The 26,684-nt window shown below is 45.8% G+C and carries 30 protein-coding genes and 1 tRNA gene; 11 read left to right on the forward strand and 20 right to left on the reverse strand.

Annotated elements, in window-relative coordinates; translation table 11 throughout:
* Window positions 1-39 precede the first annotated feature (39 nt).
* Window positions 40-459 carry a hypothetical protein gene (locus tag EFA69_RS02625; protein WP_123131541.1) on the forward strand — a complete coding sequence of 140 codons (420 nt, stop codon included), beginning with the start codon at window positions 40-42 and terminating at the stop codon, window positions 457-459.
* Window position 460: 1 nt separating this feature from the next.
* Window positions 461-883 (forward strand): hypothetical protein, encoded by a 423-nt coding sequence (locus EFA69_RS02630; RefSeq protein WP_123131542.1) that lies wholly within the window; start codon window positions 461-463, stop codon window positions 881-883.
* A gap of 230 nt (window positions 884-1,113) precedes the next feature.
* On the opposite strand, the gene EFA69_RS02635 is transcribed toward EFA69_RS02630, so the two are convergent.
* From EFA69_RS02635 to EFA69_RS02640, 3 genes are all read right to left on the reverse strand, one after another.
* Window positions 1,114-1,389 carry a hypothetical protein gene (locus tag EFA69_RS02635; RefSeq protein ID WP_123131543.1) on the reverse strand — a complete coding sequence of 92 codons (276 nt, stop codon included), beginning with the start codon at window positions 1,387-1,389 and terminating at the stop codon, window positions 1,114-1,116.
* 1 nt (window position 1,390) lies between these two features.
* A complete protein-coding gene (locus tag EFA69_RS20180; RefSeq protein WP_183906666.1) occupies window positions 1,391-1,564 on the reverse strand; it encodes a hypothetical protein in 174 nt (57 codons plus the stop codon).
* 223 nt (window positions 1,565-1,787) lie between these two features.
* A complete protein-coding gene (locus tag EFA69_RS02640; protein WP_123131544.1) occupies window positions 1,788-2,414 on the reverse strand; it encodes a hypothetical protein in 627 nt (208 codons plus the stop codon).
* A gap of 390 nt (window positions 2,415-2,804) precedes the next feature.
* On the opposite strand from EFA69_RS02640, the gene EFA69_RS02645 reads away from it, so the two are divergent.
* On the forward strand, window positions 2,805-3,485 hold the full coding sequence (locus EFA69_RS02645) for a recombinase family protein (protein WP_183906667.1): 681 nt from the start codon (window positions 2,805-2,807) through the stop codon (window positions 3,483-3,485).
* Window positions 3,486-3,523: 38 nt separating this feature from the next.
* Entirely contained in the window at window positions 3,524-4,588 is a 1,065-nt protein-coding gene (locus EFA69_RS02650; RefSeq protein ID WP_148041237.1) for a putative phage abortive infection protein, read from the forward strand.
* Between the two features lie 35 nt (window positions 4,589-4,623).
* Here EFA69_RS02650 and EFA69_RS02655 read toward each other — a convergent pair whose 3' ends face one another.
* From EFA69_RS02655 to EFA69_RS02680, 6 genes are all read right to left on the reverse strand, one after another.
* Complete coding sequence (locus tag EFA69_RS02655; protein WP_123131547.1) at window positions 4,624-5,310, reverse strand: hypothetical protein; 687 nt, start codon at window positions 5,308-5,310, stop codon at window positions 4,624-4,626.
* The gene (locus EFA69_RS02660) at window positions 5,297-5,911 is read right to left on the reverse strand and encodes a hypothetical protein (protein ID WP_123131548.1); all 615 of its coding nucleotides are present in this window, start codon (window positions 5,909-5,911) and stop codon (window positions 5,297-5,299) included. Before EFA69_RS02660 ends, EFA69_RS02655 begins: the two co-directional genes overlap by 14 nt.
* Entirely contained in the window at window positions 5,908-6,768 is an 861-nt protein-coding gene (locus EFA69_RS02665) for a DUF4747 family protein (protein WP_123131549.1), read from the reverse strand. The genes EFA69_RS02660 and EFA69_RS02665 overlap by 4 nt, the downstream gene beginning before the upstream one ends.
* Window positions 6,769-6,857: 89 nt before the next feature.
* Window positions 6,858-8,474 carry a hypothetical protein gene (locus EFA69_RS02670; protein WP_123131550.1) on the reverse strand — a complete coding sequence of 539 codons (1,617 nt, stop codon included), beginning with the start codon at window positions 8,472-8,474 and terminating at the stop codon, window positions 6,858-6,860.
* A 689-nt stretch (window positions 8,475-9,163) separates the two neighbouring features.
* Window positions 9,164-9,541: a hypothetical protein gene (locus EFA69_RS02675; protein ID WP_148041238.1), complete on the reverse strand. Its 378-nt coding sequence runs from the start codon at window positions 9,539-9,541 to the stop codon at window positions 9,164-9,166.
* Window positions 9,542-10,098: 557 nt separating this feature from the next.
* A complete protein-coding gene (locus EFA69_RS02680) occupies window positions 10,099-11,349 on the reverse strand; it encodes a tyrosine-type recombinase/integrase (RefSeq protein WP_123131552.1) in 1,251 nt (416 codons plus the stop codon).
* Window positions 11,350-11,488: 139 nt separating this feature from the next.
* On the opposite strand from EFA69_RS02680, the gene EFA69_RS20185 reads away from it, so the two are divergent.
* Together EFA69_RS20185 and EFA69_RS02690 are read left to right on the forward strand one after the other, a co-directional pair.
* A tRNA-OTHER gene (locus EFA69_RS20185) sits at window positions 11,489-11,561 on the forward strand.
* 150 nt (window positions 11,562-11,711) lie between these two features.
* Window positions 11,712-12,665 (forward strand): HNH endonuclease, encoded by a 954-nt coding sequence (locus tag EFA69_RS02690; protein ID WP_123131554.1) that lies wholly within the window; start codon window positions 11,712-11,714, stop codon window positions 12,663-12,665.
* Window positions 12,666-12,680: 15 nt separating this feature from the next.
* Here the strand turns inward: EFA69_RS02690 and EFA69_RS02695 are convergent, their stop codons facing one another.
* From EFA69_RS02695 to EFA69_RS02720, 6 genes are all read right to left on the reverse strand, one after another.
* Window positions 12,681-13,454: an HNH endonuclease gene (locus EFA69_RS02695; protein WP_123131555.1), complete on the reverse strand. Its 774-nt coding sequence runs from the start codon at window positions 13,452-13,454 to the stop codon at window positions 12,681-12,683.
* A 102-nt stretch (window positions 13,455-13,556) separates the two neighbouring features.
* Window positions 13,557-14,699: a putative sensor domain DACNV-containing protein gene (locus EFA69_RS02700; protein ID WP_123131556.1), complete on the reverse strand. Its 1,143-nt coding sequence runs from the start codon at window positions 14,697-14,699 to the stop codon at window positions 13,557-13,559.
* A 243-nt stretch (window positions 14,700-14,942) separates the two neighbouring features.
* A complete protein-coding gene (locus EFA69_RS02705) occupies window positions 14,943-15,152 on the reverse strand; it encodes a hypothetical protein (protein WP_148041239.1) in 210 nt (69 codons plus the stop codon).
* Between the two features lie 334 nt (window positions 15,153-15,486).
* Window positions 15,487-16,089, reverse strand: a complete 603-nt coding sequence (locus EFA69_RS02710) for a hypothetical protein (RefSeq protein ID WP_123131558.1) — start codon at window positions 16,087-16,089, stop codon at window positions 15,487-15,489.
* A gap of 1 nt (window position 16,090) precedes the next feature.
* Window positions 16,091-16,900 (reverse strand): metallophosphoesterase family protein, encoded by an 810-nt coding sequence (locus tag EFA69_RS02715; protein ID WP_123131559.1) that lies wholly within the window; start codon window positions 16,898-16,900, stop codon window positions 16,091-16,093.
* Between the two features lie 317 nt (window positions 16,901-17,217).
* Window positions 17,218-18,306 carry a tetratricopeptide repeat protein gene (locus tag EFA69_RS02720; protein ID WP_123131560.1) on the reverse strand — a complete coding sequence of 363 codons (1,089 nt, stop codon included), beginning with the start codon at window positions 18,304-18,306 and terminating at the stop codon, window positions 17,218-17,220.
* 239 nt (window positions 18,307-18,545) lie between these two features.
* Between EFA69_RS02720 and EFA69_RS02725 the strand changes: the two genes are divergently transcribed.
* The 5 genes from EFA69_RS02725 to EFA69_RS02745 all read left to right on the forward strand — a co-directional run bounded on the left by EFA69_RS02725 (window position 18,546) and on the right by EFA69_RS02745 (window position 21,768).
* The gene (locus tag EFA69_RS02725) at window positions 18,546-18,917 is read left to right on the forward strand and encodes a phage holin family protein (RefSeq protein WP_123131965.1); all 372 of its coding nucleotides are present in this window, start codon (window positions 18,546-18,548) and stop codon (window positions 18,915-18,917) included.
* 14 nt (window positions 18,918-18,931) lie between these two features.
* Complete coding sequence (locus EFA69_RS02730) at window positions 18,932-19,570, forward strand: hypothetical protein (protein WP_123131561.1); 639 nt, start codon at window positions 18,932-18,934, stop codon at window positions 19,568-19,570.
* Complete coding sequence (locus tag EFA69_RS02735; protein WP_123131562.1) at window positions 19,530-20,312, forward strand: geranylgeranylglyceryl/heptaprenylglyceryl phosphate synthase; 783 nt, start codon at window positions 19,530-19,532, stop codon at window positions 20,310-20,312. Before EFA69_RS02730 ends, EFA69_RS02735 begins: the two co-directional genes overlap by 41 nt.
* Before the next feature lie 410 nt (window positions 20,313-20,722).
* The gene (gene rnk, locus EFA69_RS02740; protein ID WP_123131563.1) at window positions 20,723-21,127 is read left to right on the forward strand and encodes a nucleoside diphosphate kinase regulator; all 405 of its coding nucleotides are present in this window, start codon (window positions 20,723-20,725) and stop codon (window positions 21,125-21,127) included.
* A gap of 197 nt (window positions 21,128-21,324) precedes the next feature.
* Complete coding sequence (locus EFA69_RS02745; RefSeq protein WP_123131564.1) at window positions 21,325-21,768, forward strand: STAS/SEC14 domain-containing protein; 444 nt, start codon at window positions 21,325-21,327, stop codon at window positions 21,766-21,768.
* A gap of 139 nt (window positions 21,769-21,907) precedes the next feature.
* Here the strand turns inward: EFA69_RS02745 and EFA69_RS02750 are convergent, their stop codons facing one another.
* From EFA69_RS02750 to EFA69_RS02770, 5 genes are all read right to left on the reverse strand, one after another.
* The gene (locus EFA69_RS02750) at window positions 21,908-22,828 is read right to left on the reverse strand and encodes a helix-turn-helix domain-containing protein (protein ID WP_123131565.1); all 921 of its coding nucleotides are present in this window, start codon (window positions 22,826-22,828) and stop codon (window positions 21,908-21,910) included.
* Window positions 22,829-22,996: 168 nt separating this feature from the next.
* Window positions 22,997-24,136 carry an acyl-CoA dehydrogenase gene (locus EFA69_RS02755; protein ID WP_123131566.1) on the reverse strand — a complete coding sequence of 380 codons (1,140 nt, stop codon included), beginning with the start codon at window positions 24,134-24,136 and terminating at the stop codon, window positions 22,997-22,999.
* 224 nt (window positions 24,137-24,360) lie between these two features.
* The gene (locus EFA69_RS02760) at window positions 24,361-25,041 is read right to left on the reverse strand and encodes a zinc metallopeptidase (protein WP_183906669.1); all 681 of its coding nucleotides are present in this window, start codon (window positions 25,039-25,041) and stop codon (window positions 24,361-24,363) included.
* A gap of 19 nt (window positions 25,042-25,060) precedes the next feature.
* Window positions 25,061-25,552, reverse strand: a complete 492-nt coding sequence (rfaE2, locus tag EFA69_RS02765; protein WP_123131568.1) for a D-glycero-beta-D-manno-heptose 1-phosphate adenylyltransferase — start codon at window positions 25,550-25,552, stop codon at window positions 25,061-25,063.
* Between the two features lie 115 nt (window positions 25,553-25,667).
* The gene (locus EFA69_RS02770) at window positions 25,668-26,681 is read right to left on the reverse strand and encodes a lysylphosphatidylglycerol synthase transmembrane domain-containing protein (RefSeq protein WP_123131569.1); all 1,014 of its coding nucleotides are present in this window, start codon (window positions 26,679-26,681) and stop codon (window positions 25,668-25,670) included.
* Between the last annotated feature and the right edge of the window lie 3 nt (window positions 26,682-26,684).

The raw sequence follows: 26,684 nt of genomic DNA on the forward strand, positions 1-26,684 counted from the left end.
GAACCAAATTTTACTATTTGTTTGAGTATTAAAGATTAAATGAGAAAAACTAAATGGGTTATCTATACCGTTGGGGTAGGTATCCTGCCACTTTTTGCACGAGCTTTGCTTTCGGCAATATCTGATAAACCCTGGTGTGCAATGTTTGTTTTTAATGAGTCGGATCTTGTGACTTATAGCTTGGCTTTGTGCCTTGCTAACATAATTGAGCTAGATGGGATTGAAGAGAGGCAACTGAAGAAGATACCAAACTTAAAACCAAACTTTAAAACAAAGAACAGGGGTGCGTCGTTATTGATGATAATGGTAGTGATTATTGTATACAGTGCTGTTATCAATGCTGAGCTTGACAATGGTGCTGGATATGAGAAAGTTAACACTAAAGTTCTTACCGGTATACTGGCGTTGGTTAATACGTTGATTAGCTACAGTATATTCGATAGAATAAAAAACATATAATATGGAGACACTAGTAATGGGCATAACAGTCATTGCGGCTGTAGCTGGTGTTATTGTCGCAATAAGTAACTTTATAGGCACTATTCAACTTAAAAGGAATAAACCTCTAGCTGTTGGATTGGAGGGGAACTTCCATAATCCAAGTGAGCCGTTTGAATTCAAACCAGTAGCCGTAGCGAATGATGAACTTGAGAAGTTGGAAGAGCTGCACAAAGAGGTTATTAAGCAATATCTAGAAAGCACTAGGTATACTTATAAGTTTAGTACAGAATTAACTCATAAGTTTGGCACAGAATTAACTTACTTTATATGCACCTCTGATGCTTCCATCAAGTTGATTCAAGCACTTAGGAAGCATCGTAGTGATATAGGGAATGATAAAGAAGGAAATGCTTTGAATTACTCTCATAAGACTTCACATTAACAAAGGCGACCTAAATGGTCGCCTTTGTTTTTAAACTCCCTTTAGCAGCTTCTCTATGATCACATCTTAGTGAACTCTGATCTTGTCCTTAGAGCCACCTGACTCTATCTCTACGTGGCTATTTGTTACTCCTATGAAATTGATGCAGCTAGTTAACGTTGCAAACTGAGCTTCTAAGCCTAAATGCACCCCAAGTTTGGTCCTGAGCCACATTAAGTAACTGATAATACTCAATCCTCGTCTGCACAGGAGCCATTGGTCGCATTAAACAGTTCTAAAGCTATCAGATAGATGTCTTCGTCATTGGCCTCACACCAATCAAAACAGTCCTGCATAATGTTGTCATACTTGGCTGCGTCCTCGCCTGTGAATGTTGGCTCTCCTGTATGGATATTCACATAGTCAAAAAATGAGTCATCAGGGTGGAAGTTTACCTCTAGTTCGTTGGTTAGAAAGATGAAGAATGCAGCAATGTCTTCCTTAGAGTAGATGGTGAACCTTTCCATACTATCCGTTGATTAGGGTGTATAGTGAGGCGCCTTCATAGAACAGCTTAGAGGTATGATACTGAGTGCTGTACTCCTCTAGTACTCTTACTGAATTACCTACAATCTCAAGGACGGTCAGTGTCTCCTTGTATTGGTTGGTTACTTTCTTGAGGTGGAATGCTGAAGCGGTCATATCTTAAGTGGTTTGGTATACCGAGTATAGAAGTATCCCATTACATCGCTCTAGTTCCGCAATCAAAACTTAGTAACACATTCACACTATTTACTAACATTCTTTATATCTACTAGTCAAAGATGTTCCAGGGCAACGTTCTTCTAGGTTTAAAGCACCTAAACCAAAAACCCTACTTACTTCCTTTGCAATAAAATATCTTTAGTTGAGCAAGTGCAACATTCTAACTTAAACTTTCTTTAGAGTCAATTACTATCAATCTATCTAAAACTTGTTTTATCTGGCCATACTTGCACTCTTCAGGCCCTAAACCTTTTAGACTGCTTAGTGCGATTTTCTTTTGAAAAGGGACCTTCTCATCTAAAACAGAGGTTGGCAGAATAAAAAACGTCCATTGGTCTAAGTCCAAAGGGTTGACAGTTTCCTTATCTCGGTGATGCAGAAGGCTGAAAACATAGAAGTCACTCCGCCTTTTTGCCTCTCCTTCGTACTTCCTTGTTTTAATGTTCCATTCTACTGTCGGCCTTATATCAAAACATATTGATGATAGTTTCCCTATATGCCAACTCTGAATATAAGCGGAGGATTTGATTTCAATCTTACTCCCATTCTGAGCAATCAAATCGTAAGCATCCCATTCCACTCGGACCTTGTCACTGACTCCCAAAGCTGTAGCAACAATGTATTCCGCTAGTCGCCCCCTAGATGTATTGTTTAATAAATCAGACATCGACCATTGCCAGAAATCCAAAAGCCGGAAAGTTGTGCACCTAGAGTCTTTAGTGAAAGCTTCCTGTCCTGTCTTGATAGATATTAATGGTTGGCTTAAAGCTCCCTCTGAATTCTCCATAATTTGATTATTCACTAATACTGGGTTATTTCATACAGTTAAATATATAGTTTTGAATATAAACAGGAAGAAAAATGTCTCTTCTGCGCCATTTTTAGGCACTCATAGTGAAGAGTAGTAAGACTCTTCAGACTTATCAATGATTGCTCACGATTAGCTAGAATAGCATATTTACTGCCTTTAACAGATAAAAAGTAATAAAACTTAGCGAAAGCAAACCTTCCTTATCCTTCTAACTTCTTCAATTCCCAACCAAACATCTCTCTTGCCCTTCCCTATCTAAATAATGACGATTTGTCCTATTCAAGACTCTGCGACAAAATGCGAACTAGTGTTTCTATTTTGTTGCGGTTTCGGCTATCTTCAGAAAGTTCAACAAATGAGAGACTTATGAAGAACTTTATAGCCTACTACAGGGTGAGCACCAAAAAGCAGGGAAGGTCTGGCCTCGGATTAGAAGCTCAGGTAGAAATAGTAAAGCAGCACATTGCTACATCTGGACAAGTGGTTGCTGAGTACACAGAAGTAGAATCTGGAAAGAAGAACAACAGGCAAGGGCTTAAGCAGGCACTTCAACATTGCCAAACTTCAGGGGCTACCCTCATTATAGCTAAGCTTGACAGGCTAAGCAGAGATGTAGAGTTCATCTTCTCCCTTAAGAACAGCAGGGTAGACTTTATCTGCTGCGACATTCCAGACTGCAACACACTTACCCTTGGGATATTCGCTACAATGGCTCAATATGAAAGAGAGAGAATAAGCCAGCGGATAACTGATGCTCTGAAAGCAAAGAAGGCCCGTGGCGAGGTTTGGAATACCTCTAACACATTTACAGACGAAGCTAGGGCAAAGGCCTATCAAGCTATCTCTGACAATGCTAGGCAAGCCGATTACATCAACAATGTGCTAGATACCATTCTGCTAATGAGAGAGAAAGGGAGCAGCTACAGGGACATTGCTGCCCACCTGAATATGAGAGGCAGAACCACTAGGAATGGCAAGCCCTTTACCTCTGTGCAAGTAAGGAGAATTGAGGTAAGGCACAACGAACTGATCTACAGAGCAGCATAGTACCTAAGACTGACACTTTTTCCATATTTTTGCCCTTTATGGCAAATGAGAAAAAACACTTAGAAATAGATTGGGCTTATATATGGTCGGTAGACTTTCTATTTGATGCAATGAAAGTTGCAACCTTTGTTATTGGAGTATTACTGCTATTCTTAAGTATTTTCCTTATCCCAATTTATTTAATTGACCAACCTGTTTTTGTAGATAAATTCCAAAATACAGGAGTAGTAGGAGACACTTTTGGAGGTTTAACAGCACCAATCATAGCTTTTATTGGGGCAATCTTAACATTCTTTGCTTTCTATGTTCAGTACGAAGCAAATCAAGCTCAAAACTTAAATTTCAAAATCCAGCAATTTGAAGGAATATTCTTTGAGATGGTTCGGCTACACAGAGATAATGTAGCTGAAATTGAAGTAAATGGGAAGCGAGCAAGGAATGCTTTTGTGGAACTTAAAAAAGACTTCAACTTTTTATACAGGACAATAAAGGGAGTAGACAAAAATGCTTACATCATTGAGCCTATAAAGAGAATAGAAGCAACTTACCTCTTTTTTTATCTAGGACTTAACTACAACAAGGAAGTGTTAGAACATCATCTTAATAAAATTGTAGGCGAAATAAACTATTATGATGATGCTTTTGGCAAGAATGTAAGCTTTAGCAAAACACTAATCAGTTACTTACCCTACGATGTTGCCAAGCAAAATGAAATAGATAAAGAATGGGCAGAGGACGATTTTTATAGACCCAGTCATAGAATAGGTTTACAAGACCAAAGTGGATTCCAATCTCAACTTGGCCATTATTTCAGACATTTATTTCAAACAGTCAAATTTGTTCATAACTCTGATTTCTTAACCCCTAATCAAAAGTACAATTACGTTAAAACATTACGAGCGCAGTTATCCACTTATGAACAAGCGCTTCTTTTTTACAATTCTGTTTCAACATTTGGCAAGAAGTGGGAGCTTGAACCTGAGGACGAACATAGCAAACTAATTTCAACTTATCATCTTATCAAGAATTTGCCTTTAAAGGGGTTTACTGAAGACATTCAACCAGATGAAATTTACCCTAAAGTTGATTATGAATTAAAGTAATCGCAACCCAGTTCCTTATTCTACCTGTCATTAAACTATGCTTTCTCCTGTTGTTCTTTTGACATTACTTTCCCAGCAGACCAAACAATAAAATCAAGTCGCTTCATATCAGACAACTGGTGATTTTTGAACTTGGAATCAAACAGGCTAATAGCTGGATGCACCAAATTTTCGCTTATAATAGCGTTATAGGCTTCAGTGATAAGGTCTAGCTGTTCCTTTAACCTTTTGTACTTGATTTTAAAATCTTTCTGATACGGCCTGCATAAACCAAAAACTCGAGCTACTTCACTATCATAGATAGGGAGGCTGTTATCTATAGTGTTGAAGAGCTTTGTAACGAAGGAGAATTGGAAGCTTTTATTGTCTTGTCTGTTCTTGAAATTATAAAGCCTATCTAAAGCACTTTCTAAGTCAATGACTGTTTTGCTTCTCTCCTCCTGCATTATCCTGAAATATTCGGATTTGAAATCTGGAGTCAGGCCGGCGTTGTCTAAACGGTAAAAGCTTCTGAAAAGGAATTGAAAGACCAAGTTCTTTTCTACGTCTGACTGCTGGAACTCCTTTTGTAAGAAGTTATAAACATCAATACTTTCCTTGTCCAGATTATTAATGATGGCGACTGCATTCTGATTTATAAAATCAACCACTGCTTTAATTGAGCATATTCTCATTTCTTGACTAAGCAAGACATCTATGGCAATCTTATTACTTATTCCCATCCTCTTTAATCCTCTCTATTGTAAGCCTTAAGTGATAAGCTTGTGCAAAATTGAACACATTTATCAACATAACCGGCAGTAAAAAGATGGAATATAGAAGTGCAAAAGTTATAAGGAATAGCCAAAGCACATTGAAACTCCGATAATATGGTTGAATAGTATCAAACCAACTCACTGATTCAAAATCCACATTAATGAATAGTTGATATACAGCCCCTAAAATTAAACTCCCAGCTTGCGCCAATATGCAAAAAGCAAAAATGCTGCTCATCGCTTGGAATAAACTTACTGGCTTATTTTCACTTGTCCTTGTAGTAGATTTTAGAAGCTCTACGTTACCGAAGCCAATTATAATTGCATAACCCCCCAGCAAGAAACCCAACAAGTTAGGTATAACGGAAAGAGTTGTTGAGGAAATATCTTTTATTATTGTATAAAGATCTTCATTAAAGAAAGAAAATAAAATAGTAAAAACTAAGGAAAATAGCAGAGGAAATTTAATGCCTCTAAATAGCTTATCCCTTGTATAATTCTTCCATAGACCTGCAAATCCAGCTAAGTGCCTATCTTCTAATTCCTGCAATTGTTTTTCAGTCATCATTGTCTAAAAATGCTCATTATTTTAGAGAAGACTGAACGATTAACAGCATCATCTCCCCCTATATTTTCAACAAATATTTTCCTAGGGTAATTCCTTGTACTAACCTTCTTTTTGACACCTTCTTGGTCTACTATTGTTGCTTCTACAGTTCCATCACTTTCAGCTACTCCTAGCGCCCCTTTTATAAAGGGACTATCATCTAAAGAAAGTTGTCCAGTCTGGTCTGGCGTTATTGTAGCATCTAACTTACCAACCCTTAATGCCCTTAACTCATTATCAACGAAAGCGGTTAATTCATCATTTGTATCGTTGTTACTGTAAGTGATACTTATTACAAGCTTCTTTATTTCACTAGCGTAAAGAATTTCTTCAAATGAGTTGATATCTTGTTCAACATTTACTTCAAAATCTTCATCTTCAAAAATTACATTAGGAAGAACTTTCTTTAAATAATCTTCTGCATTTGTGAGCGAAATTGTGCCTGCTTTGTCTAAAATACAGAATCTATGTGCACTTGGAATAAAGAAATACTCTGTCTCTTTTAGATTTGGGAACAGGCCCGCAGGGATTTCGTGATTAACAACCTCCATATTTAGAGAGTCAAACCATTCGGTACTATCTAGACGAGTAAACCTAGATATTTTACCATAATACACAGCAGCCTTACCATCAATAGACTCCTTAAATTGTGTCCGGAGTATTATACTACTACCACCCCTAACTTTAGGAGAAAGCCTTAATTTATAAAGTTCAGTAATAAGCTCTTCGTAAGCAGATGGACCTTTTCTTGTATTCGATCTTAACTTAATATTTAATACCCAAAGTCTTACAACTTGAGGTCTTTGTTGATTCGCCATAATACCAATTATTCACTTTTCTTATTTTAGTTGAAAAGCTAATTAGAATTAAAGCGAAAACCAAGTGAAAAGACAGCACCTTCTAAATCCTATAGCAACTCAGCATACATCAAAGGCACTCCTGCAAGATCTACTTCTGTCCAGTAGGAGCAAGCACACCCCTTCTGCCCACAGCCACAATTCCAACCCCTAAAAACCTTTTCCTTTACTTTAGGATGGTCTTGTTCGGCCACTCCCATCATACTGAACCATCTGCTTATCAGGCTAAAGAATAAATTCTTGTTGTCTTGGTGAGTAAGGAAACTGTCGTGGATTGTTGTAAAAAGCTTTGCACCTTCTGCAATCGCCTCTACAGCTATTCTATCGATAATAATCCTAGTCTCCAGCCTTTGGAGTAGCTTAGGGATAAGATTTCTTTTCCTATAAAATTGCTTCTTTAATTTTACCAGCTGTGGGTATGAATACATATCACCGACTTCAGCAACGTACGCCTTCCACTCGGCTAGCCTATTCTCTTCCGGCCTGTTCAGTATCCCACACACTTCTATAACTGAAGGAATCACCAAGCCTAGTTTCCTCTTGATTTTCTTAGCTTCTAATTCATCTGACATAAGCCCAGGCATCAGCATCTTCTTAACCTTATCTCTATCTGTTCTAATACCTTTTGAGGTTAGTTCCTCCACCATCCACTCGTAAAGGTTCCCTGCTAATGCCTGTTTACAGAACTCCCTGAAGTCCTGATTGGCTTTGTAAGCCAATTTGATTGTGCTTAATACTAACATCACCTCATTGCTATCCTGCGCCTCATCTTCCCCTTCCGTAAGAATGTTGTAGACTATATCTGGATAAGTCGCCGCCAAGGCAAAGAAGTAATACTGGGAGTTCTTGAAATCTATCTCCATTGCTGGTTTGCCATTGAATCTGACATACTCCCTGACCTGCTTGATGCTGTTGGTAAGGGGGGAATGATACCTATGCCCAAACTCATCATAACACATTTCATAGTACCAGCCATCGGCAAGCCTATTGACAAACCTTAGCGTATCAGCTACAGGATGCTTTTTGAACTTGGCTTCACTATCCTTGTTATAGATAATGTTAATGTCAGTCCACGCTTGTTTAGAGTCTAGGCCCGAACAAATCGCTATCGTATTTTCAGTTAGTTTCCTTCTCTTGGATTCTATAAGAATCTCTCTTTTTTGCTCATCCTGTTCGTTCCATATCTTGAAAGCCATATTAAATGAATGTTTAAATTTTATCTGGCTTACAGGTGATTTGTCAACTATATCCCAGTATTGAGGGGTTATCCTGTAAGCCTTTGTTTTGTATCCTACTGTGTAACTACCATTACCTAGTTTTGCCACCATAGAACTACCCCGAAAAGGCTCTATTAAGCCCGCCTTAGTGAAAGCCCTAATCAAATGAGTGTATGATCTTTTGTCATTGCTTCCAAAGTATTTCACGAATCTATTACTGTGAATATTCACGTACCGCAAATCATTCTTGCAGTAAAATGGCTGCATCATTTCAAGCATCATCAAACCCTCCTCTATCCTATCCCCTATACCAGCATCAGCAAGTATGGCTGAAGCTATAGGCCTTAATCCTTCTGTAGCTTTACTATAATACTTTACTGGCGAACCTCCTGATTCTAGGTGGCACCTGAATAGTTTCTGTTGCTTATTCTCTTTATATATTTTCTCCATTTACCTCTGTATAAGTGTTTATTAGTTTAGTAATAAGTTCCTTCAACGTAAGCTTCTCTCTTGTCTTCAGTTGATGTATTGAGATAATTCTCAGCATCCTATCTCTATCCTCAATGGATGCTGCCAAGTTGATATTGTTGTGTTGTCTCTGTGCCATAGTGTATGTATGATATTGTTTTATGTACTACATATTATATGCTTCAATTGAGCAAAAGTCTTAATCTTTTTACTGCAACTTTTCAGCATTAAATTGTACAGTCTATCAAAAAGATAAAGATGTACTACAGGTTAGTAAGTGGTGGGAATGTTGATTGTTGGTGGCCCCTTGCTTTATGTGGTTGTGGTTATGCTCTTGTTCTGGTTGTTCTGTACTTTTCTGGTTGGTAATTGTACTACTTGCCAAAAAGATAAAGATGTACTATATGTCTTGATTAAATTGGTTGTTGTTGTTGTTGTTGTTGTTGGGTTGCCTGGTGAGGCTTGCCGAGTTGCTCGCTGCCGCAGGCTTTGTTCTGTAATTCTGTGCAGCTATTTACTCTTGGTATGGAGCCGCAACGACCAGGCCCATAATGGCCTGTGGGGAGTGGCGAGCGAACCAATATTTTAAGACCCGTCATTGACATTCAAACAAGGAGTACACCGCCAAGCCCCATCAAAGGGGCAAGGCGCAGGTGTACAACATTACTTGATTAATGACCAAATAGGGTTTTCGGGTTAAAGTGTTTTAAGTCGTCTTGGCCCTCTTTGTTCTCAGCAGGTTCACTGTTCTTGCTTTGTATAGGCCAGTTCCAGTCATCGTCTCCAAGTTCTTCTTGGATGTCACCGTACTTACCGAAGAGCCTCTCATCACTCTCTTTTTCTAGCTGCTCTAACTGCTCAATCGGCATCTCATCCTCATCGAATGAAAAGATTTGATCATTACTCTCATCCAAGTTGAATAATTCTGGATTTACTTGTTCTTGATTTTTGCTTGATTCCATTGTTAAAAAAGTTTGAAGTTTAAGAATTGTATTAAAAGGACATAGCACTCCCTGCCTCAAGAAAGAAGCTGAATTTTTGAACTGCATAAACAAATATTTATGACTTTTTGGGGGTGATTAAATTGGAATGGACATAGCTATCCCCACCATATTTTTTATGGTAAATTCACAGGTATTCACTTCAATTTATTGCCCTATTTTTTGAGGGCGGCTTATATGGATTGATGCCTAATGAGAACGGCTTAGGCTGCCGTATACAAGGTGTAGATTTATCGATTGATAGTGTAGATTGGGGCGGCATTATCGCTCATCTATGGGGAGCAACAACAATATTTTAAAACCAATACATCAAAGAGCGACATCATCAATCATAGAATTAATGATGATGCAAAAGTAGTATTTTTGACAATGCCAAACAAGTATGCAATAAAAATAAATTAAAAATAATTTGGTATTTACAGAAACACTTTTGGGATATAAACTTTTGTTTATGCTGTTCTAAGTTTTAGTTGAATAACCTTCTATTAAAACAAGCAAATCGCCTCCCCTATCAGCACCTGATATATACTAAGCAATGTATTAGCAAAATATATCGGAGTTGGCAGAGGAGGCGAAAACACCCTCTATTCAAGTATTAGTGTTAACTAAGCAGCAGAAGCCATCTTACCCATCAGCTTCTCTGTCTCTATCTTCAGGTATCGCTTCATAGTACGGAGGTCTTTAGAGCCGATCATCTGTAAAATCTCAGTCTCAGTAAAGCCTTTGGCGAAGCAGTTACTGATAAATGAACGCCTTCCGCAATGCAGAGTAACCAAATCACATCTCCTCCGCACAAACTCAAACTCCTTCTTGCGCTTATACCTTAAGATGGTCACTTCAGTATTTAAGCCAATCTCCTCTATGCACTCTTTGATGTACTTGTTTGCCTTCTGCTCACTAGCTACCCTCATATCATAGCTATACCTCTTCAATATCTCAGTTATCCTTGGAGTTACAGGCACCTTAGCAGCACCTTTGGTCTTTTTGGTAGTGGTATAAATCATTCCTTCCTCAATCCGCCAAAGCCTGCTCCTGAACAAATCTGAAATCCTAAACCCTGTATCACAGGCTAGCACAAACAAATCAACATACTTCCTCTTTACCTCGTCCCACTCATAACTGTACAGTTTATCTAGCTCTTCTACATTCAGGTATATGATGTCTTTCTCTTCATTGTAGCTCTTCCACTTGTTGGACTTAGGATTTACTGTTGTAACCGAATGCTTATCTTGGGCATAGTTTAAAAAGCCTTTCAACAGGCCTACGCTTTTATGCCAACTGTTATTGAAGTAGTCTAGGTCAAACAGGAGGAAGTCAGAATAAGCCTCAAAAAACTTATCATCCATACCCTCAAAGCTCAAAGGGTAGTTCTTCTTCTCTTCAAACTTCAGAAGGTTGTTCCGCAGCAGGTTGTATTGCTTGATGGTGTTGGGGCTTATGTCTTGATTGCCCTTGGAGTAGATTTCAAGTATTTTATGGAAGTCAAAGGCAGGACTCAATTTTGGCTTGTTTTCGGCTCCACCACCGAGTCCTGGATTTGAGGCAGCTAGTAACTCATCAATAGTCACTTTGCCTCCATACAGCTTGGATACGGCCTCCGCAGAAGGATCTATGCCCTGTACAAGCAACTTCAATGCACAAGCCATTAAATCAGACTTTACCTTCTCTATGGCAGCGTTAATAAGCTTGCATTCACTATGTGAACGCCTCACTTGACCTGCATCTTTATCGAAGTAAACAGGATCAATCAATATCCCTACAGCAGTAGAGAACCATTTATGGCGGTGGGTGTACCAGACTGATAATGAGCAGAGTCCTTTTGAATTGGGCTTCCTTAGATAGGCTTTTGTGGTCATATTCTCGCTTTTAGATATGAGCGAGTGTAGCCAATCCGGGAATCTCTTGGCCGCCTGTACTAAGAAAATATGTATGGCAATGCGCTTGGCAGCACGTATGGCGAACTATCTTCGGAGCAAATACTAAACCTTCTGAAAAGTAGTCCTGTTTGGCCCATTCAAGATATTGAAGACAAATTGTGTCGTTGGTTCGATTCCAATCATCACCACCAGCAGAAAGAGAATCCCGCTTCAGGAATGGAGCGGGATTTTTTGTTTTAGGGCATTTTGGGAAAAGGAGGCAGGAAACGGAAACCCGCTTGAATCAATAGCTCTAAGTTAAAAGAAATACCTACTTTCAGGACAAGCTTAATCTTCCTGCTATGTCTTCGCTTTCAGAAAGCCTGAAAAAGTATCTTCATAAATTCACCCATCTTCGCCAAGGCGTGACTAAGTTTGGGCCTGCCCCGCACAAGCCTGTGCTGTTGTTGAGCCTAATTGAGCTATTTGAAAAGGACGTTCTTACAGAGAACAGGATTTGCATTACTCCAGAACTGGTAGGAACCTTCAAAGAGAACTTTGCGCTATTGGTGACCACTGCCCATAACCCAGATTTTTTCCTACCTTTTTACCATTTGTCTGGTGAAGGATTTTGGTTCGTGAAGACATGGCCTGGCAAGGAGTTCAATTCGGTTATCAAGAACTTCAACACGCTGAACAGCTTGGTAGAGCACGCTTTTTTCTCTGAAGATTTGTTCGCGCTCCTGCTATCTACCCAGAGCAGAAATATTTTAAAAACTGCTATTCTGAATCGTTACTTTCTCAACAGCACCCAATCCTATCTACAGGCCAAAAACGGCGGCGGCTATTTACAAGATTTAGAGAAATACCTCCTGAACGAAAGTGCCGCCACCTATACCATTGCTCAAATAGCCCCAGATGAGGAACAGCTCTTTGTGCGCGGCGGCTTGTTTAAAAAACTGGTGCCTCAGGTATATAACTTCACTTGCTGCATTTCGGGCATGCGCCTCAGCTCATTGCACGGATTCTCCATGGTAGATGCGTGCCATATTGTGCCTTTCAGCCTCAGCAAAGATGATAAAGTCACCAATGGCCTCGCACTCTGCCCTAACCTGCACCGTGCCTTTGACCGTGGCTTGATTTCTGTGGATGCACATTTGAAAGTACTGATTTCCCCTGCTATTGCCGAAGATGAGAATAACGCTTACGCCTTGAAGAAACTGGACGGGAAACGGTTGAATTTACCTTTTGGCACCATTCACTATCCTGCGCCCGAGAATCTGGCATGGCATAGGAAAGAGGTTTTCAAGGGATGAAAGTGGAGATTTGATTTAAGGAATGAATCTTTCTGCATTATGATACTCCAGAAAGGCTCTATCAGGCAGAAATCTAGATGGCAGTATTATTCCCTTGTTGTCATACCTCAAGAAATGATCTTCATTGACACTGGTTTGTTTGTTTCCTTTCAGCGAGGATGAAATTTTGATAGTATAATCAGGAGTGATAGTCAAAAGACCAGCCTCAAAAGCCTTGTCATGCAAAGCATTTATGGCGATTCCATTTCTCGGGTTCAATCGGTTTTTTTCATCTGTTCCCCAAGGGCTAATATGTCCCGCAATCAAAAGAGCAGGATGCTGCAAACCTGTGATACAACAAGTAGAGTTATAGGCGGCTAGAACAGTTCGCCTGAAAAAAGACTGATTCACCCGTACTTTAACCACTTGCTCTCTTGCCTTGCCTTCTTTAGGCAACTCAGATTCATCAATCTGATTGATTCTCTCAACTGTTGTATGCTCAAAACTTGCTCTTAGTTTCTCGCTCTCAAACGGCAGTTCCTCCCAATTCTTGTTGAATTCGCTCCACACTTCCCTGTCCAGCTTACTTGTATTTGAAGCTCCTTTGACACCCCGCGCCTGCAAACTTGGATCTAAACTCGCAAAGTTGACAAGCTTATACGCAACAGAGTTAGCAGATCTTCCTATCAACCCAGCTAGCCGAATCACTTCAGGATTATTTCTGTGAAGTCTTCCAAATGGTAGCTTACAGTAGAGATTGATAGCTAGAATAAGTTCATCCTTTGTCCAGAGGCTTTGGCCTTGTCTCATTTATAATTTAGAATTGTTTATGGAAGAAGTATAAGCGCTACAACTGGAGTCATGGGCACTTCTGTTTTAAGTCTTTTTTCCAAAAAATAGCCTCTAAACGTACTACAACAACAACGCATCTACCCTATGCGCGTGCACCATTTCCTCACAGGGCGACCAGGTGAAGATGGTGAAGCGGCCGTCTTGGGAGGCAACCAAGGCCAGAGCATCGCGCTGGTCGTGCACGAATTGGGCAGCCGAGAGGTGACGGGTGCCGCCGGTCTGGCCGGGCGGGACCACCATGGCCTCGCCGCCAATCACGGGCTCAGTGAACACCATCTGCTCTACCTGCGCACTTTCCCAGGCGCGCACAATCTTCGCCCCGAAGGCCAGCAGTTCATATTGGTCGGTGATGACGGTAGCCCCGTCTACGGCGGTGAGGCCGGCAATACTGTCTATGGCCTGCCGCAAGGCGGTTTGCCACGAACTCCGGGTACGCTCGGCTATGTCTTGCCGCATGAGCTCGGCTAACTCAGAGAAGGCCGGGGCTACCGCGTACTGGATGGGGTGCATGATGGAGTTTCGCCAGTCCTCCTTGCCCGAGGGCACCACCAACAGAGAGCCGCCCCGGCCGTGCGCCCGCATGGAAACGGCCAGCTGCACCAGCACATTGACAGAATCATTCCAGGAAGAGGCCGCGGCAAAGCCCAGCAGGGAGGTGAGCACATCGGGGCAATCGGGGAGGTTGGCGCTGGTTTCGTCCACTACTTTTATCTGGTCGCCTTTGAGTACCGCCACGTTGTTGAACTTGCCAAAGCCTCCCTTGCGCCGGTGTTTAATGACCAGCAACCCGGGCTCTGACACATCCAGCACAAAACAGAACGTAGAGATCTCATGCATGGTGCCCCAGATATACAGCTCCTCGCCTTCGTACCAAACTCCCAGATGAATGCCGGAGCGCTCCACCCCTGGGGCAATTTTAGTGAGCATGTGGGAAGTAAGGGGCAAGCGCTGTTCAAAAACCAACGGACGGATGGCCTGTTCGGGAGGCAGGAAAGCAAGTGAGATTTTAGGCGAGTGCCCTTCCTCGCGCCGCAGACTGGCCCAAAAGGCCGTGTCAATCATGGCGGCGATTACTTTGGCGTGCGGTTCGGGGGCCGAGGCCTGCTCTCCCCGCTCGCGGGCTTCTCTCAGGTATTGGACAAAATGTTTCTCTACCGTGCCGGCCACCGCTTTGGCGGCCTGGTATGTGATTTCCCTATTCATGGCGCATGGTGCTGGAAAGAGCCGGGGCAAGCGTTGCCCTCTCTTCATTGAGTTTCCAACTTACGGAAAAAGGGAATAATTGGCGTATCTGCCCGGGAACATTTCTGCGGGAAAGGACTAAATTATTGCAGACCCCAGCCTACGCCGTTTAGGGGCCGTTTTTCTGGAATTAAGCCTAAACCAGCCCAGACCTCATGCAAGGGAGGAAGGCCGGGGAAACTGAACGACAGGTGGACAGCACTCTTAGTGGGTGAGTTCCTGCACCAGTTTCTCCATGGCGGTGGTTTTGAGGTAAGGCTCCAGTTGCTCCTGCGAGGTAAACGTCCTCACCATGCCAATGCTGCCGCAGTGCTCCAGCAACCATACCTCGGCGTAGAAACTGCCCATAAAGTAAAGACTAATGTGGCACCAACCCTTGAGGCGGGCGTGCAGGTACCGCCCAGTATCTTGCACACATTTTATCTGTTCCGTTAAAGGAAGCTGGCTGAATTCCTTCACTCTCATTTCCATCTCTACGTTGGCCGTTATTGTTCTTTCATACGCTCCCAAAGGCCGCTTTAGTGCTTTAAGGTAGTAATATTTTCACTTCCTGCCGCTACCAAACGCTGGAATTCCTGCCAGGAGACTACTTTTTAAACGATGACCTTGGCAAGGAGTTGTGCATGCAAGGCATAATACCTTAGGCTTCTGCCTAAGATCCTGTTTAGGCGCCGTTTTCAGAAAAAGAGCCCCTAAACAGGATCTACTTTTTCACTAGCGCAACGTGCCCAATTGCGCAACGAACTCCTTAGAGATGCATTTTGGCTCCTATAGCCAGATGAAAGATCTTGCCGGGACTCAGGTACTTGGGGTTCTGGACGTAAGAGACCAGGTATTTCGCCATGGTGCCCGCCTCATAATACACCTTGAAGCGGTTCAGCTTCTCAATTCTGGTGAAATTGACCTGCCCGCCGGCAAACAGGTAGAGATGGAAGGCTGTGGAGAACCTGTAATAGCTGTTGGGGTACCGGCTCAGGTATTTCTCGCTCGCGAAGTATTCTTTCCCGAAGATATACCCCAACTGCATGCCGGTGGTGAAGGCGTGCCAGTCCACCGGCCCCACCTTCACGGGCTTGAAGGGCAGCAGCGTAGACTTGAGCGCGAGGGTGAAGATGTGGTCACCGCCCACAGATTTGGGCAGGTAGCCCAGCGAGAGATCGGTCTCCAGCCGCTGGCTGAACGACTGTTTGCCTATGCCCACAGAAACCAAGCCCACATCGCCGGCGAACTGCGTCTTCAGGTAATATGGCGACCAATCTCTGTCCTGCTCCGGTTGCAACTCCTGGGCATGGCCTCCGGCCGAAAACAGAAATAAGCCCAATACCAGCAGAATACGTGTACAGGTTCTCATCTTAGTAGGCTATTTGTTCAACGGAATATCCTTGGTCCCAGACTTTGAGGTAGGTGAACCCGCGTTTTTTCACGGTGGTGGTCACGTGGTAGAGAATATCATCTCCGTACTTCACCTCTGAACCCCAGTTGTGCCGGTGCCCGTGCAGGCTCAACGACACTTTGTTGCTGCTCACCAGCGTATTATGGAACGGCAGCTCCAGCTGCTGGTCAAAATCTGAGTCAAAAGGCGGCACGTGGGAGACTACAATGGCTTGGGTCCAGGACTGCGGTTCTGTGGGGTTCAGCTCCTGCGCCAGCCATTCTAAATCCGGAACTTTGCCGTTGAACCCGTATTCCCGGCCGTTGGTGTCTATGAAGATGAATTTGGCGGACCCGTAGGTGAAGGAATAGTTCATGGGGCCGTACATCTGAGCGTACACCTTCCGGGAATTGCCCAGCATATCATGGTTCCCAATCACCGTGAGGTAAGGCCACTTGAGGTCTTCCATGATGTCATGCACCCACCCAAACTCCTTAGACATACCAAAGTCTGAGATGTCGCCCAGGTGAATGACAAAGTCTATGTAAGGGAAGGTATTGGCTTTGTCCACGAAGGCTTCGGTTTCGTCATAGAAGCGCTGGGTGTCTCCCATGACCAGAATGCGAAGGGTGTCTTGGGGCGTCTGCTTCTGAAGCCGTTGCAGGTAACGGGCCGTCAAGTTCTTCTCGCTGTCCTCTAACCGAATCTGGTTGGGGTGGTATTCAAATAGATCTTCGCACGAGACTAAGGAAAGCACGAGCAAAGAAAGCAGGATGGGTAAGCGTTTCATGGTGTACTACAGGCAAATCAAGCGGTCTGGAGAAGCCAAAAGCCACCAGACCCGCGCCGCCGGAAGAGAGCAAACTCCTTCTCCCCAGATGCGCCGGCTCAGAGAACAGCAGTTTGCCCTTTTCTGAAACCGGGACAAAGGTAAAGCAACCTTTAAATTTTACTACAGTCTGAGGTCACTTTTAGAGAAAGGAACCTGGTACCCTGCAAGTTACCGGATAGGGTTAGGAAAACTCTTTCCTATTTTGCGGTAGAGCGCGTTTAGGCGCCGTTTTCAGAAAAAGAGCCCCTAAACGCATACCGGCACGGCAGCACCTATCACCGGCAGATGTCCTGCACTTCCTCCCGGGCCAGGACAAAACCCAGGTCGGCGGCTTTGGTGAGCAGGGCACAGCCGTATTCATGCTCGCCCTGCAACTGCTTTATTTTGGCCTGCAGATAATAGCCTTTGGGGTTGCGGTCGTCTTGCCGAAGGGCCTGTTCTGTGTCTTGCCACGCCTTCTCCAGGTTCTTCATGCGCAGGTACGCAAACGCGCGGTACAGCAATGCTTCTGCCGTGGCAGTGGCGGCTACACTCTTGGAGTGGCGCAGGTAGTGGCTGATGTCTGCCTGGGCGGCTTCAAAATCGTCTTCAGATTGCAGGTGCACAATGCCCCGGTCCAGGTAAGCCTCAGCCTGTTTGTTGTCCAGGAAAATGGCTCGGTTCAGGTCTTCCAGCGCCTGCGGGTACTGCCTGGTTCTGAGATAGCCTTTGCCGCGGGCGGCGTACCAGGCGGCGGGCGGCTCCTCGTTTCCCTGCAGGGCCTGGGTATAATCGTCAATGGCTCCGCCGAAGTCCTGGAGATGGCGCAGCCGCAGGGTGGCCCGGCCTACCCGCGCTTCTTCCAGCCCGGGGCGGTGCTCCAGTGCGGTAGAATAGGCTTCATGGGCCTGGTGCCAGTTCTGCTCCCGTTCCGCTTCGCGGGCCCGGTCCATGGCCCGCCCAGAGGCAATCTGCCGCCAGCCAAGGGCCACGGCCACTACCAGCAGAACCGCCAGCAATACGACCGTAACCGTGATCTGGATATCGCGGCGCGAGAAATGGGTATGCTTCACGGGCCGCTGCCGGTAATACCGCTCCTTAAACCCGGCAGGCGGACGGGTATGGTGGTAGCGCGGATTAGTGTAGGCTTCGGCTTGCCGCTGACGCTGCTGGTATTCCTGCTGCAGGTCAAAGGAAGCCCGCCGGCGGGGGTCTGAGAGCACCTGGTAGGCTTCGTTCACCTGCTTGAAGCGCTCCTCGGCCTGGAGATTGTTGGGGTTTTTGTCTGGATGGAACTTGAGCGCCAGCCGCTTGTAGGCCGCCTTTATCTCAGCGGCCGAGGCGGTGGAGGAAACCCCCAGAATATGGTAGTAGTTCTTGCTCAAGAGATACGGTCACAGACACACACGTTGCAAAAATACGAGATAGCCCGCTGCTTGGGCATACCTGCGGCGCGTTTTTAGCTTAATTTCTGAAAATGAGCCCCTAAACGGCACGCTTCCCCACCTCATCTGGTAATCCGGGAGCGGGCCATTTGCGTATGGAATTTTGAAGACGTTTATTTTTGGAATATTTTCCGCCAATGTTCCGTATATCCACTACGCACACCATCAAAAAAACACACATGGCTACCGAAGACAAAAGCAAAACGGACAGTATCATCGCCAACCTGATGGGGTACATAGATACCCGCATAGAACTGGTTAAACTAGACCTGCAGACTAAACTGAAAGGGGTGTTCGTGAGCACCATCCACGGGGTGCTGCTGGGACTGGTGGCGTTAATGGTGTTGCTTTTCCTCAACCTATTCATCGCGCTGCTGTTGAACGATGTATTGGACAGCCGGTACTGGGGCTTCGGGATTGTCACGCTTTTTTACCTTATCTTGCTCGTTGTTCTGGTGGTGGGCCTTGATAAGAAGGTATTCCAGGGCATGGCAGACAAGGCATTCCGGAACACTATTTACAAGGCTGACGAATCTAACCAAACCAACTAATTATACCTGTTGCCATGAGCGAACTAAACAATCCGCTTTTTGATGACCCGCGCGAGTTTCTGGAACGTCAAAAAGAAGAATATAAAAACGCCCTCCTCAGTGACGTGACCGACCTGAAGGACCAATCGCAGAAGATGGGCAAAAACCTATTGATTGCCGGCGGCGTGCTGGCGGGTATTTACTTTGTGAGCAGAGCGCTTAACGGCGGCGGCAAAGACAAGCCCAAGAAGAAGAAAAGCAACCGCCTGGAGAACCCCGCCCGGTTCAAAGGCGCCGAAGACCGCGCCTGGATTTCGTCTATTCCGGAGGTAGAGGATGACGAGCCCCTGTACAGCGCCATTGAGCGTACCTACCCCGCGGTATACCACCCATCTACCGGCACGGTAGCTTCTGGGCACGGCCGCTCTGCCTCCAAGGAGGAAACTTCTTTGGTGAAAGCGTTCTTCAAATCAGATTTATTTAAGATCTTGGAACAGCAGCTGGCGGCTATCCTGATGGTGTACCTCACCAAGATGGTGGAAAAACACCTGCAAGCCCCGGAGGCCCCGCAGCAGCCTGTTCTGGTGGAAGAAACCACCGTTGCATACGAGTTACAGCCAGACCCCATCACGGATGCCCAACCACCGCAGTCATCAGCTTTACCTAACGCCTAACACCCCAGACGTAACCGCCAACCGCCCCAAACGGCTGGCGGTACTTCTGGACCCCGACCACCTCACCGTAGCCCGCTGCCAGGAAATTCTGGCCTTGAGCCACCGGCACGAGGTGGATTTCTTTTTCATGGGCGGCAGCCTGATCTCTAACCCAGAGCAGGCCTCGTTTGTGGGCTACATCAAGCAGCACAGCAATATTCCGGTTATTCTGTTCCCCAGCAGCGGCTTGTACATAGATGCGCAGGCAGACGGCATGCTCCTGCTTTCGCTTATCTCTGGCCGTAATCCAGATTTTCTCATAGGCCAGCACGTGGCGGCCGCTCCCCTGCTCAAGAAAAGTGGCCTGGCCCTGTACCCCACCGGGTACATGCTCATAGACTCGGGGCGCCAGACCACGGCCTCCTACATGAGCGGCACCACGCCTATTCCGCATGATAAACCCTCTATTGCCGCCTGCACCGCGCTGGCCGGGCAAATGCTGGGTCTGCAGTACATGTACCTGGACGGTGGCAGCGGGGCTATGTACCCGGTAAGCGCTTCTATGATTCAGGCGGTGCGCGAAGCGGTTTCCGTGCCTATTATTGTGGGCGGCGGCGTGAACACCGTGGAGAAAGCCGAAGCCGCCTGGAAAGCCGGCGCCGACATTCTGGTAGTGGGCAACCACATTGAGAAGAGCCCGCAGTTTATCTCTGAGGTAAGCGAAGTGAAACAGCGGTTCAACGTGGTACTGCCGCAGGCATAGCCCTGGCCAAGATTGCTCCTGAGTTTTCTTTTGGCTATCTTTGAATAATTGACCTAACGCCGTGCTGCCTTATCGGAACATATCAACTACCCTGGAAAAGCCTTTCACTGGCCTGGTAGCAGCATCGCATCATGCTTCTCTGCGTGATGTCCTGAACGGCTATTGCCTCTTCTTTTTTACGTCACCCAAAGACTTTAATAACTAAGCCGGGATAAAGTATTCCCCGGCACCCTTCGTCGTCGCCATCAGGAGATGAAGCTGGAAACTGTCCTTAGGGGCATTTCCTTCCTCATCTCCTGATGGCGCTTTCCTTTTCTGGCTTTTCCTGGGTTTTGGCAACAGAGGCATACCGCTGAGGTACGCCCAGAACCCAACGCTTTCATCAGAAAATAACCTTAACCTAAACTATTATGGAAACTGTTTTTCTAACCGAAAAAGACTATGAACGCCTGCACCTGCTGGTACAAGCCCAGCGTTCATCCGGAGCCCCTGCCCAAGTGGAAGGCCTCTGCAAAGAACTCCGTACTGCCCAAATCATTCCCTCAGAGGAAGTGCCGGTAGATGTGGTCACCATGAATTCGCTGGTGAGGCTGCGGGAGAAAAAAAGTGGCACGGTAATGGAACTCACCATCACCTATCCTAAAGACGCCAACGTAGCGGAGCGCAAAATATCTGTGCTGGCGCCGGTAGGTACGGCCATCTTAGGTAGAAAAGTAGGGCAGGAAGTGGCTTGCGCTGCTCCTAGGGGTATGTTAAGCTATGAGATTGAAGAAGTGATTTACCAACCAGAGGCCGCCGGTGACTTTTATCTGTAACGGCCTCCGGCGCCGCAGACTTCTGCTACTGCGCCTATTTGCTTCTCTTTCCGTTTAGGGGCTGTTTTTAGAAAAAGAGCCCCTAAACGGGAAAAAGGAGCTCCTCCCTTAGGAAGCCTAAGGGAATTACTGGAGGCCAGCTGCTCCACAAGCGCTAGCCTTTGGTTGAACTGTGACGAATCTTTAATTTTTGTGCTATGAGATCAGAACTTGTGAACGCTTTTGGCCATGTGTATCTCCAAATTTTGGCAGATCCTGATAACCATTGGATTCAGGCCACCTGGCAAGGTTATTCTACCCCAGAGGCTGTTAGAACCGGTATGGAAGCCTATACTGAGGCCCTGGAGGAAGCCAATTGCCATGCCATGCTCATAGACACCCGCGACATGGTAGGCTCCTGGAGCCATTCCCTGGAGTGGACGCTGGAGGAGTGGGCTCCCAAGGCTGCCCAGGCGGGGCTTCAGTTCTACGCACTGGTGGTAAAGCCTGAGACGTTTGCGGAAGCCACCGCCGATGCCTTCTATGCCAGCGTCACTTCTTTTGAGGCCGAAGTCTTCGCAGATCTGGCCACCGCCCGGGCCTGGCTGCGCCAACGCCGGCTCCACCAGAAACAAAGAGACAGTTACCAATTCAGCATATAAACATCCTCCACCTTGGCCTGAACGGCTTGCTCATAAAACCCATAAGCTGTTTAGGGGCTCTTTTCAGAAAAAGAGCCCCTAAACAGAAAAGCCCGCTTGCGGCGGGCCTTTCTGTGGGTATGTGAGTGGAAGATGTACGTTATACGTTCATGGAAGACTCTCTGCGGCGCATTTTACCGGCCGGAATCCCGAACATCATCTTAAAGCGGCGGCAGAAGTACGCCGTGTCTTTGTAGCCCACGTCTTTGCCAATTTCTCTGATGCTTTTCTTGGTTGTGCGCAGCAAGAATACGGCACGCTCCATGCGCTGGTATTCAATGTAGTCCTGCGGGTTAATACCGGTCAGCATTTTGAAGTATTGGCCTACATAGTCCTCAGACACGTTGGCTACGTTGCTGAGCACTTTGTTAGACAAGTCGCCACCCAAGTTCTCTTTGATGTAGTTGAACAGGTCAATGAGGCGTGGGTCTTTGAAGTAGGTACTGTTGGTGGCCAACTGCTCCACAAACATCTTGTTCTTTAAGATGTAACGGATCAGTTCCACCACCATCTGCTCTGTGTACAGGCTGATGATACGCTCCTTACCCGGCAGATCCTGCATGCTTTCCTCCACAATCTTGATCACCAGCGTGGCCAGCTTGTTGCTGGAAATCACGAACGCCGGCACCTCCAGAGAGGTGAAGAAGTTCACAGAATCAAATACCTTAGCCTCAAAGCTCACAAAGCTGTGGCTGTCATCTGCCTCTCCAATAAGGTCAAGGTCATTGTTGCTTTTGAAGAACTTGTCTTTGGTGGTGATGTAGTCATCATTGGAGATGACTCTACTCTCGGTGTCACCGTAGTAGATTTTGGTACTACGTCCACCCGGAATGAAGAGCAACTGTCCTTCTTCCGCCACTTGCTTATCATCACCGAAAGCAACAATGCCATTGTGCACCAATATGAGGTTGTTACCAACATCATAGTAGTTACGCACAGTGAGTGGCTGCTGCAACACCAGGTTTTTAGCCTTGATGTAGCGCACTTTCAGCGACTCAATTATTTTATTGTAATCTTCCATGTAAGGGAACTTATTAAAGGGTTTCTATTTTTGTTGATTTTTTAAGTTGTCTGTCGGCTTAAAATTAGTACTTATCTTTGAGCTTATCAAACAAATAAGTAATATATTTATAAAAGCACATTCCCTATATACCTAAATATCAACTTTAAACGTTTAGAAACCCCTATTCTATTTCAAGATCTCCCTTGAGATTACTATTTTCTGAATTTCAGACGTACCCTCATAAATTTGCGTGATTTTGGCATCACGCATTAAGCGCTCCACGTGATATTCTTTCACAAAGCCGTAGCCACCGTGTATCTGAACGGCCTCTACGGTTGTTTCCATGGCCACTTTAGAGGCAAAAAGCTTCGCCATGGCGCCAGATTTAGAATAATCGCGGTGCGCGTCTTTGTCTGCGGCGGCCTGAAGGCACAGCAAACGGGCGGCATCAATGTTGGTAGCCATGTCTGCCAGCTTGAACTGGATAGCCTGGTGCTGTGAGATAGGCACCCCAAACGCTTTACGCTCTTTTGAATATTTCAGCGCCAGTTCATAAGCTCCGGAGGCAATGCCCAGCGCTTGGGAGGCAATTCCTATTCTACCGCCGTTAAGGGTAGACATGGCAAACTTAAACCCGAAACCGTCCTCACCTATGCGGTTCTCCTTGGGCACCTTCACGTCTGTGAACATAAGAGAATGGGTGTCTGAGCCTCTAATACCCAATTTGTTTTCCTTAGGCCCTACCACAAAGCCCGGCGTGTCTTTCTCCACAATAAGAGCGTTGATGCCTCTGTGGCGCAACTCTGGGTTGGTTTGGGCAATAACTAAGTAGACAGAAGCGGTGCTTCCGTTGGTGATCCAGTTTTTGGTGCCGTTGAGCAGGTAGTGGTCTCCCATGTCAACAGCAGTGGTGCGTTGCATGGTGGCGTCTGAACCCGCCTCAGGTTCAGAAAGGCAGAAGGCGCCAATGATCTCGCCGGAAGTAAGGCGTGGAAGGTATTTCTGTTTCTGCTCCTCGTTTCCGTACTTCTCCAGCCCCCAGCAGACAAGGGAGTTATTGACAGACATTACCACTGAAGCGGAGGCATCTACCTTAGAGATTTCTTCCATGGCCAGCACATAAGAAACGGAGTCCATTCCGCCGCCGCCATATTTAGGGTCTACCATCATTCCCAGAAAACCAAGCTCCCCCATTTTCTTGATCTGTTCTGCAGGAAACTTCTGGTGTTCATCTCGCTCAATTACACCAGGCAATAATTCTGTCTGCGCAAAATCCCGGGCAGCTTCCTGCACGGCTAAATGTTCTTCCGTTAATTTAAAATCCATAGAGAAAGTTACTTATGAGTTGCAGTCATTAAATAATAGATTAAACAAAGTTAGGTAAAATTTAGTATGCAAGCAGCGCATCTAAATTTCTACACCTTTCAAAGCTAACATTTGTTCGGTAAAATTGTTGCATTTTCCCCGTTCTATCATACGTAGGCATTCATAAAAAAAGAGGGAGCAAATTATTATGCTCCCTCTTTTTTTATGAATGCCTTAGCTGTTTACTAGTCTCTTCTGCCAAACAGGAAGGAGGCATAGTATAACAATGTGGCCAATGAACCCAAAGCAGCTACCACATACGTCATGGCCGCCCATTTAAGCGCATCTTTTGCCATGCCATGTTCTTGGGTGGTTACTACGCCGCGGGTGCTCATCCAGGCCAAAGCCCTTTTGCTGGCATCAAACTCTACCGGCAACGTGATAAAGCTGAAAAGTGTGGTCAAAGCGAAAAGTGCCACCCCAATGGCCAACGGCAAAATAGTGGTCTGTATCATCAAGATCCCAATGAGCAGAATCCATTGCATGTAGCGGCTAGCCACACTCAAAGCCGGCACCATAGCCGAACGGAATTTCAAGAAAGAATATGCCCGGGCGTGTTGCACGGCGTGACCGCACTCGTGTGCCGCTACCGCCGCCGCGGCCGCAGAACGGGCTTCATACACATACTCACTTAAATTCACCGTCTTGTCGGCGGGGTTGTAGTGGTCTGTGAGTTTGCCGGGGGTGGAAATCACCCGAACATCGGTAATGCCGTTATCAGCCAACATCAATTCGGCAATCTCCCGTCCGCTCAGGCCAGAAGTCAGACCCAATTTAGAGTATTTCTCAAACTTACTTTTCAAGGTCCAGCTGACTAAAGCCGAAGCCAGCATCATGACAATCATTATAATCCAAATACCACCCATAGTCTTTTCTGTTTAAAGTTTAACGCGGCTGTACAGCTAACACTCTCTCTACCACCTGTGTAGTAGAATACCCCTTCACCAACGGAATTGTTTTCACAGCCCCTCCATTTGCTAAAACGATGTCATGTCCCACAATAGTGTCAACCGTGTAATCATCGCCTTTCACCAGGATGTCTGGCTGTACCGCTTTGATGAGTTCATAAGGAGTCTGCTCGCCGAACAGCACTACGGCATCTACAAACCAAAAGGATGCCATAACCCTTGTACGTGACATTTCGTCCTGCAATGGCCGGGATGGCCCCTTTAAAGTACTGACAGATTGGTCAGTATTCAGCCCCACCACCAGTTTATCGCCTAAAAGGCGCGCGCGCTCCAGATAATCTACGTGCCCCAGGTGCACAATATCAAAGCAACCGTTGGTGAACACAATCTTCTGGTCTTGAGCCCGCCACTCCTGCACATTGGCCAGAAGCTGGGGAAGCGATACAATTTTCTCTTCTGAGGGAAGCATGGATATGGAAATGATGGATGGTTTCTTTTACGTAAAACAGGAATGGCTACATGGCCCAAGAACAGATAAGTTTCCCGTTTAGAGGCTCTTTTTCTGAAAACTGCCTCTAAACGGCCTAAGCTACCTGCTGGGCTGGTTTCCTTTTGACTTGCAGAAGGCTGGCCACCAGACTCACGCCTCCCATTGCCACCACCAGCAGGGCGCCCGTGGTATGGGTAATCAACGCATAGGCCATGCCGGTGTCTAGTGGCACCGCGTATAAAAGCAAGGCAGTACGTACCAGAATATGGTAAACGCCAATACCACCCTGTACGGGAGCAGACATTCCCAGCCCTCCTACTACCAGAATAGCCATACCGGCTTGCCAAGAGAGGCCGGCTGTACCCGGCAGCGCAAAGAACGCAAGGTAACTGGTAAGATAGTACGTGAGCCAAATGAAGACCGTATGGAAAATAAAGGCTCCTTTCTGCTCCATTCTCTGGATACTGGAGATTCCTTCCCAAAGCCCCCGCATAAAATCGCTCACCTTTATGAAAAAGGCGTTCCGCCGAAGCTTTGCGATATTTTTATAAATGTACCAGCCTATGCTTCCCGTCCCAACAACGGCCACCACACCCAACAGATACAGCGTCTGCAGGTTCTGCTGGAAGCCATGATAGCGCTCAGTGAAAATTTTCAGGAAGAAATCGTGCAGGCGGTCAAACTCCAGCAAAAAGGTAAAGCCGGTGCACATCATTAACATGAGCAGATCTATGACACGCTCTGTGATGACCGTCCCCAAAGACACATTCACCGGCACGTTGGCGGAACGCTTCAGGAAGGTACATCTAATCACTTCCCCTGCCCGCGGCAATACCACATTGGCCAGATACCCCACCATAAGTGCGTGGTAAGATTGCCACAGCCCAGGCTTGTACCCCAGCGGCGCGTACTGCATCTGCCACCGGATGGCCCGGCTCAGGTAACCCGCCACCGATAAAAGCAGCGTTACCCCAATCCAGACATAATCTGCCCGGAGCAGTTCTGCTTTTACCGCGGCAAAGTTAATGCTGCGCAACGCATAGGCCATCAAGAAAACCGATACCGCCAACAGCAGCAGGTACTTAAGTACGTTTGCGATTTTCTTCATGCC

Source organism: Rufibacter immobilis (assembly GCF_003721565.1).
GTDB lineage: Bacteria > Bacteroidota > Bacteroidia > Cytophagales > Hymenobacteraceae > Nibribacter > Nibribacter immobilis.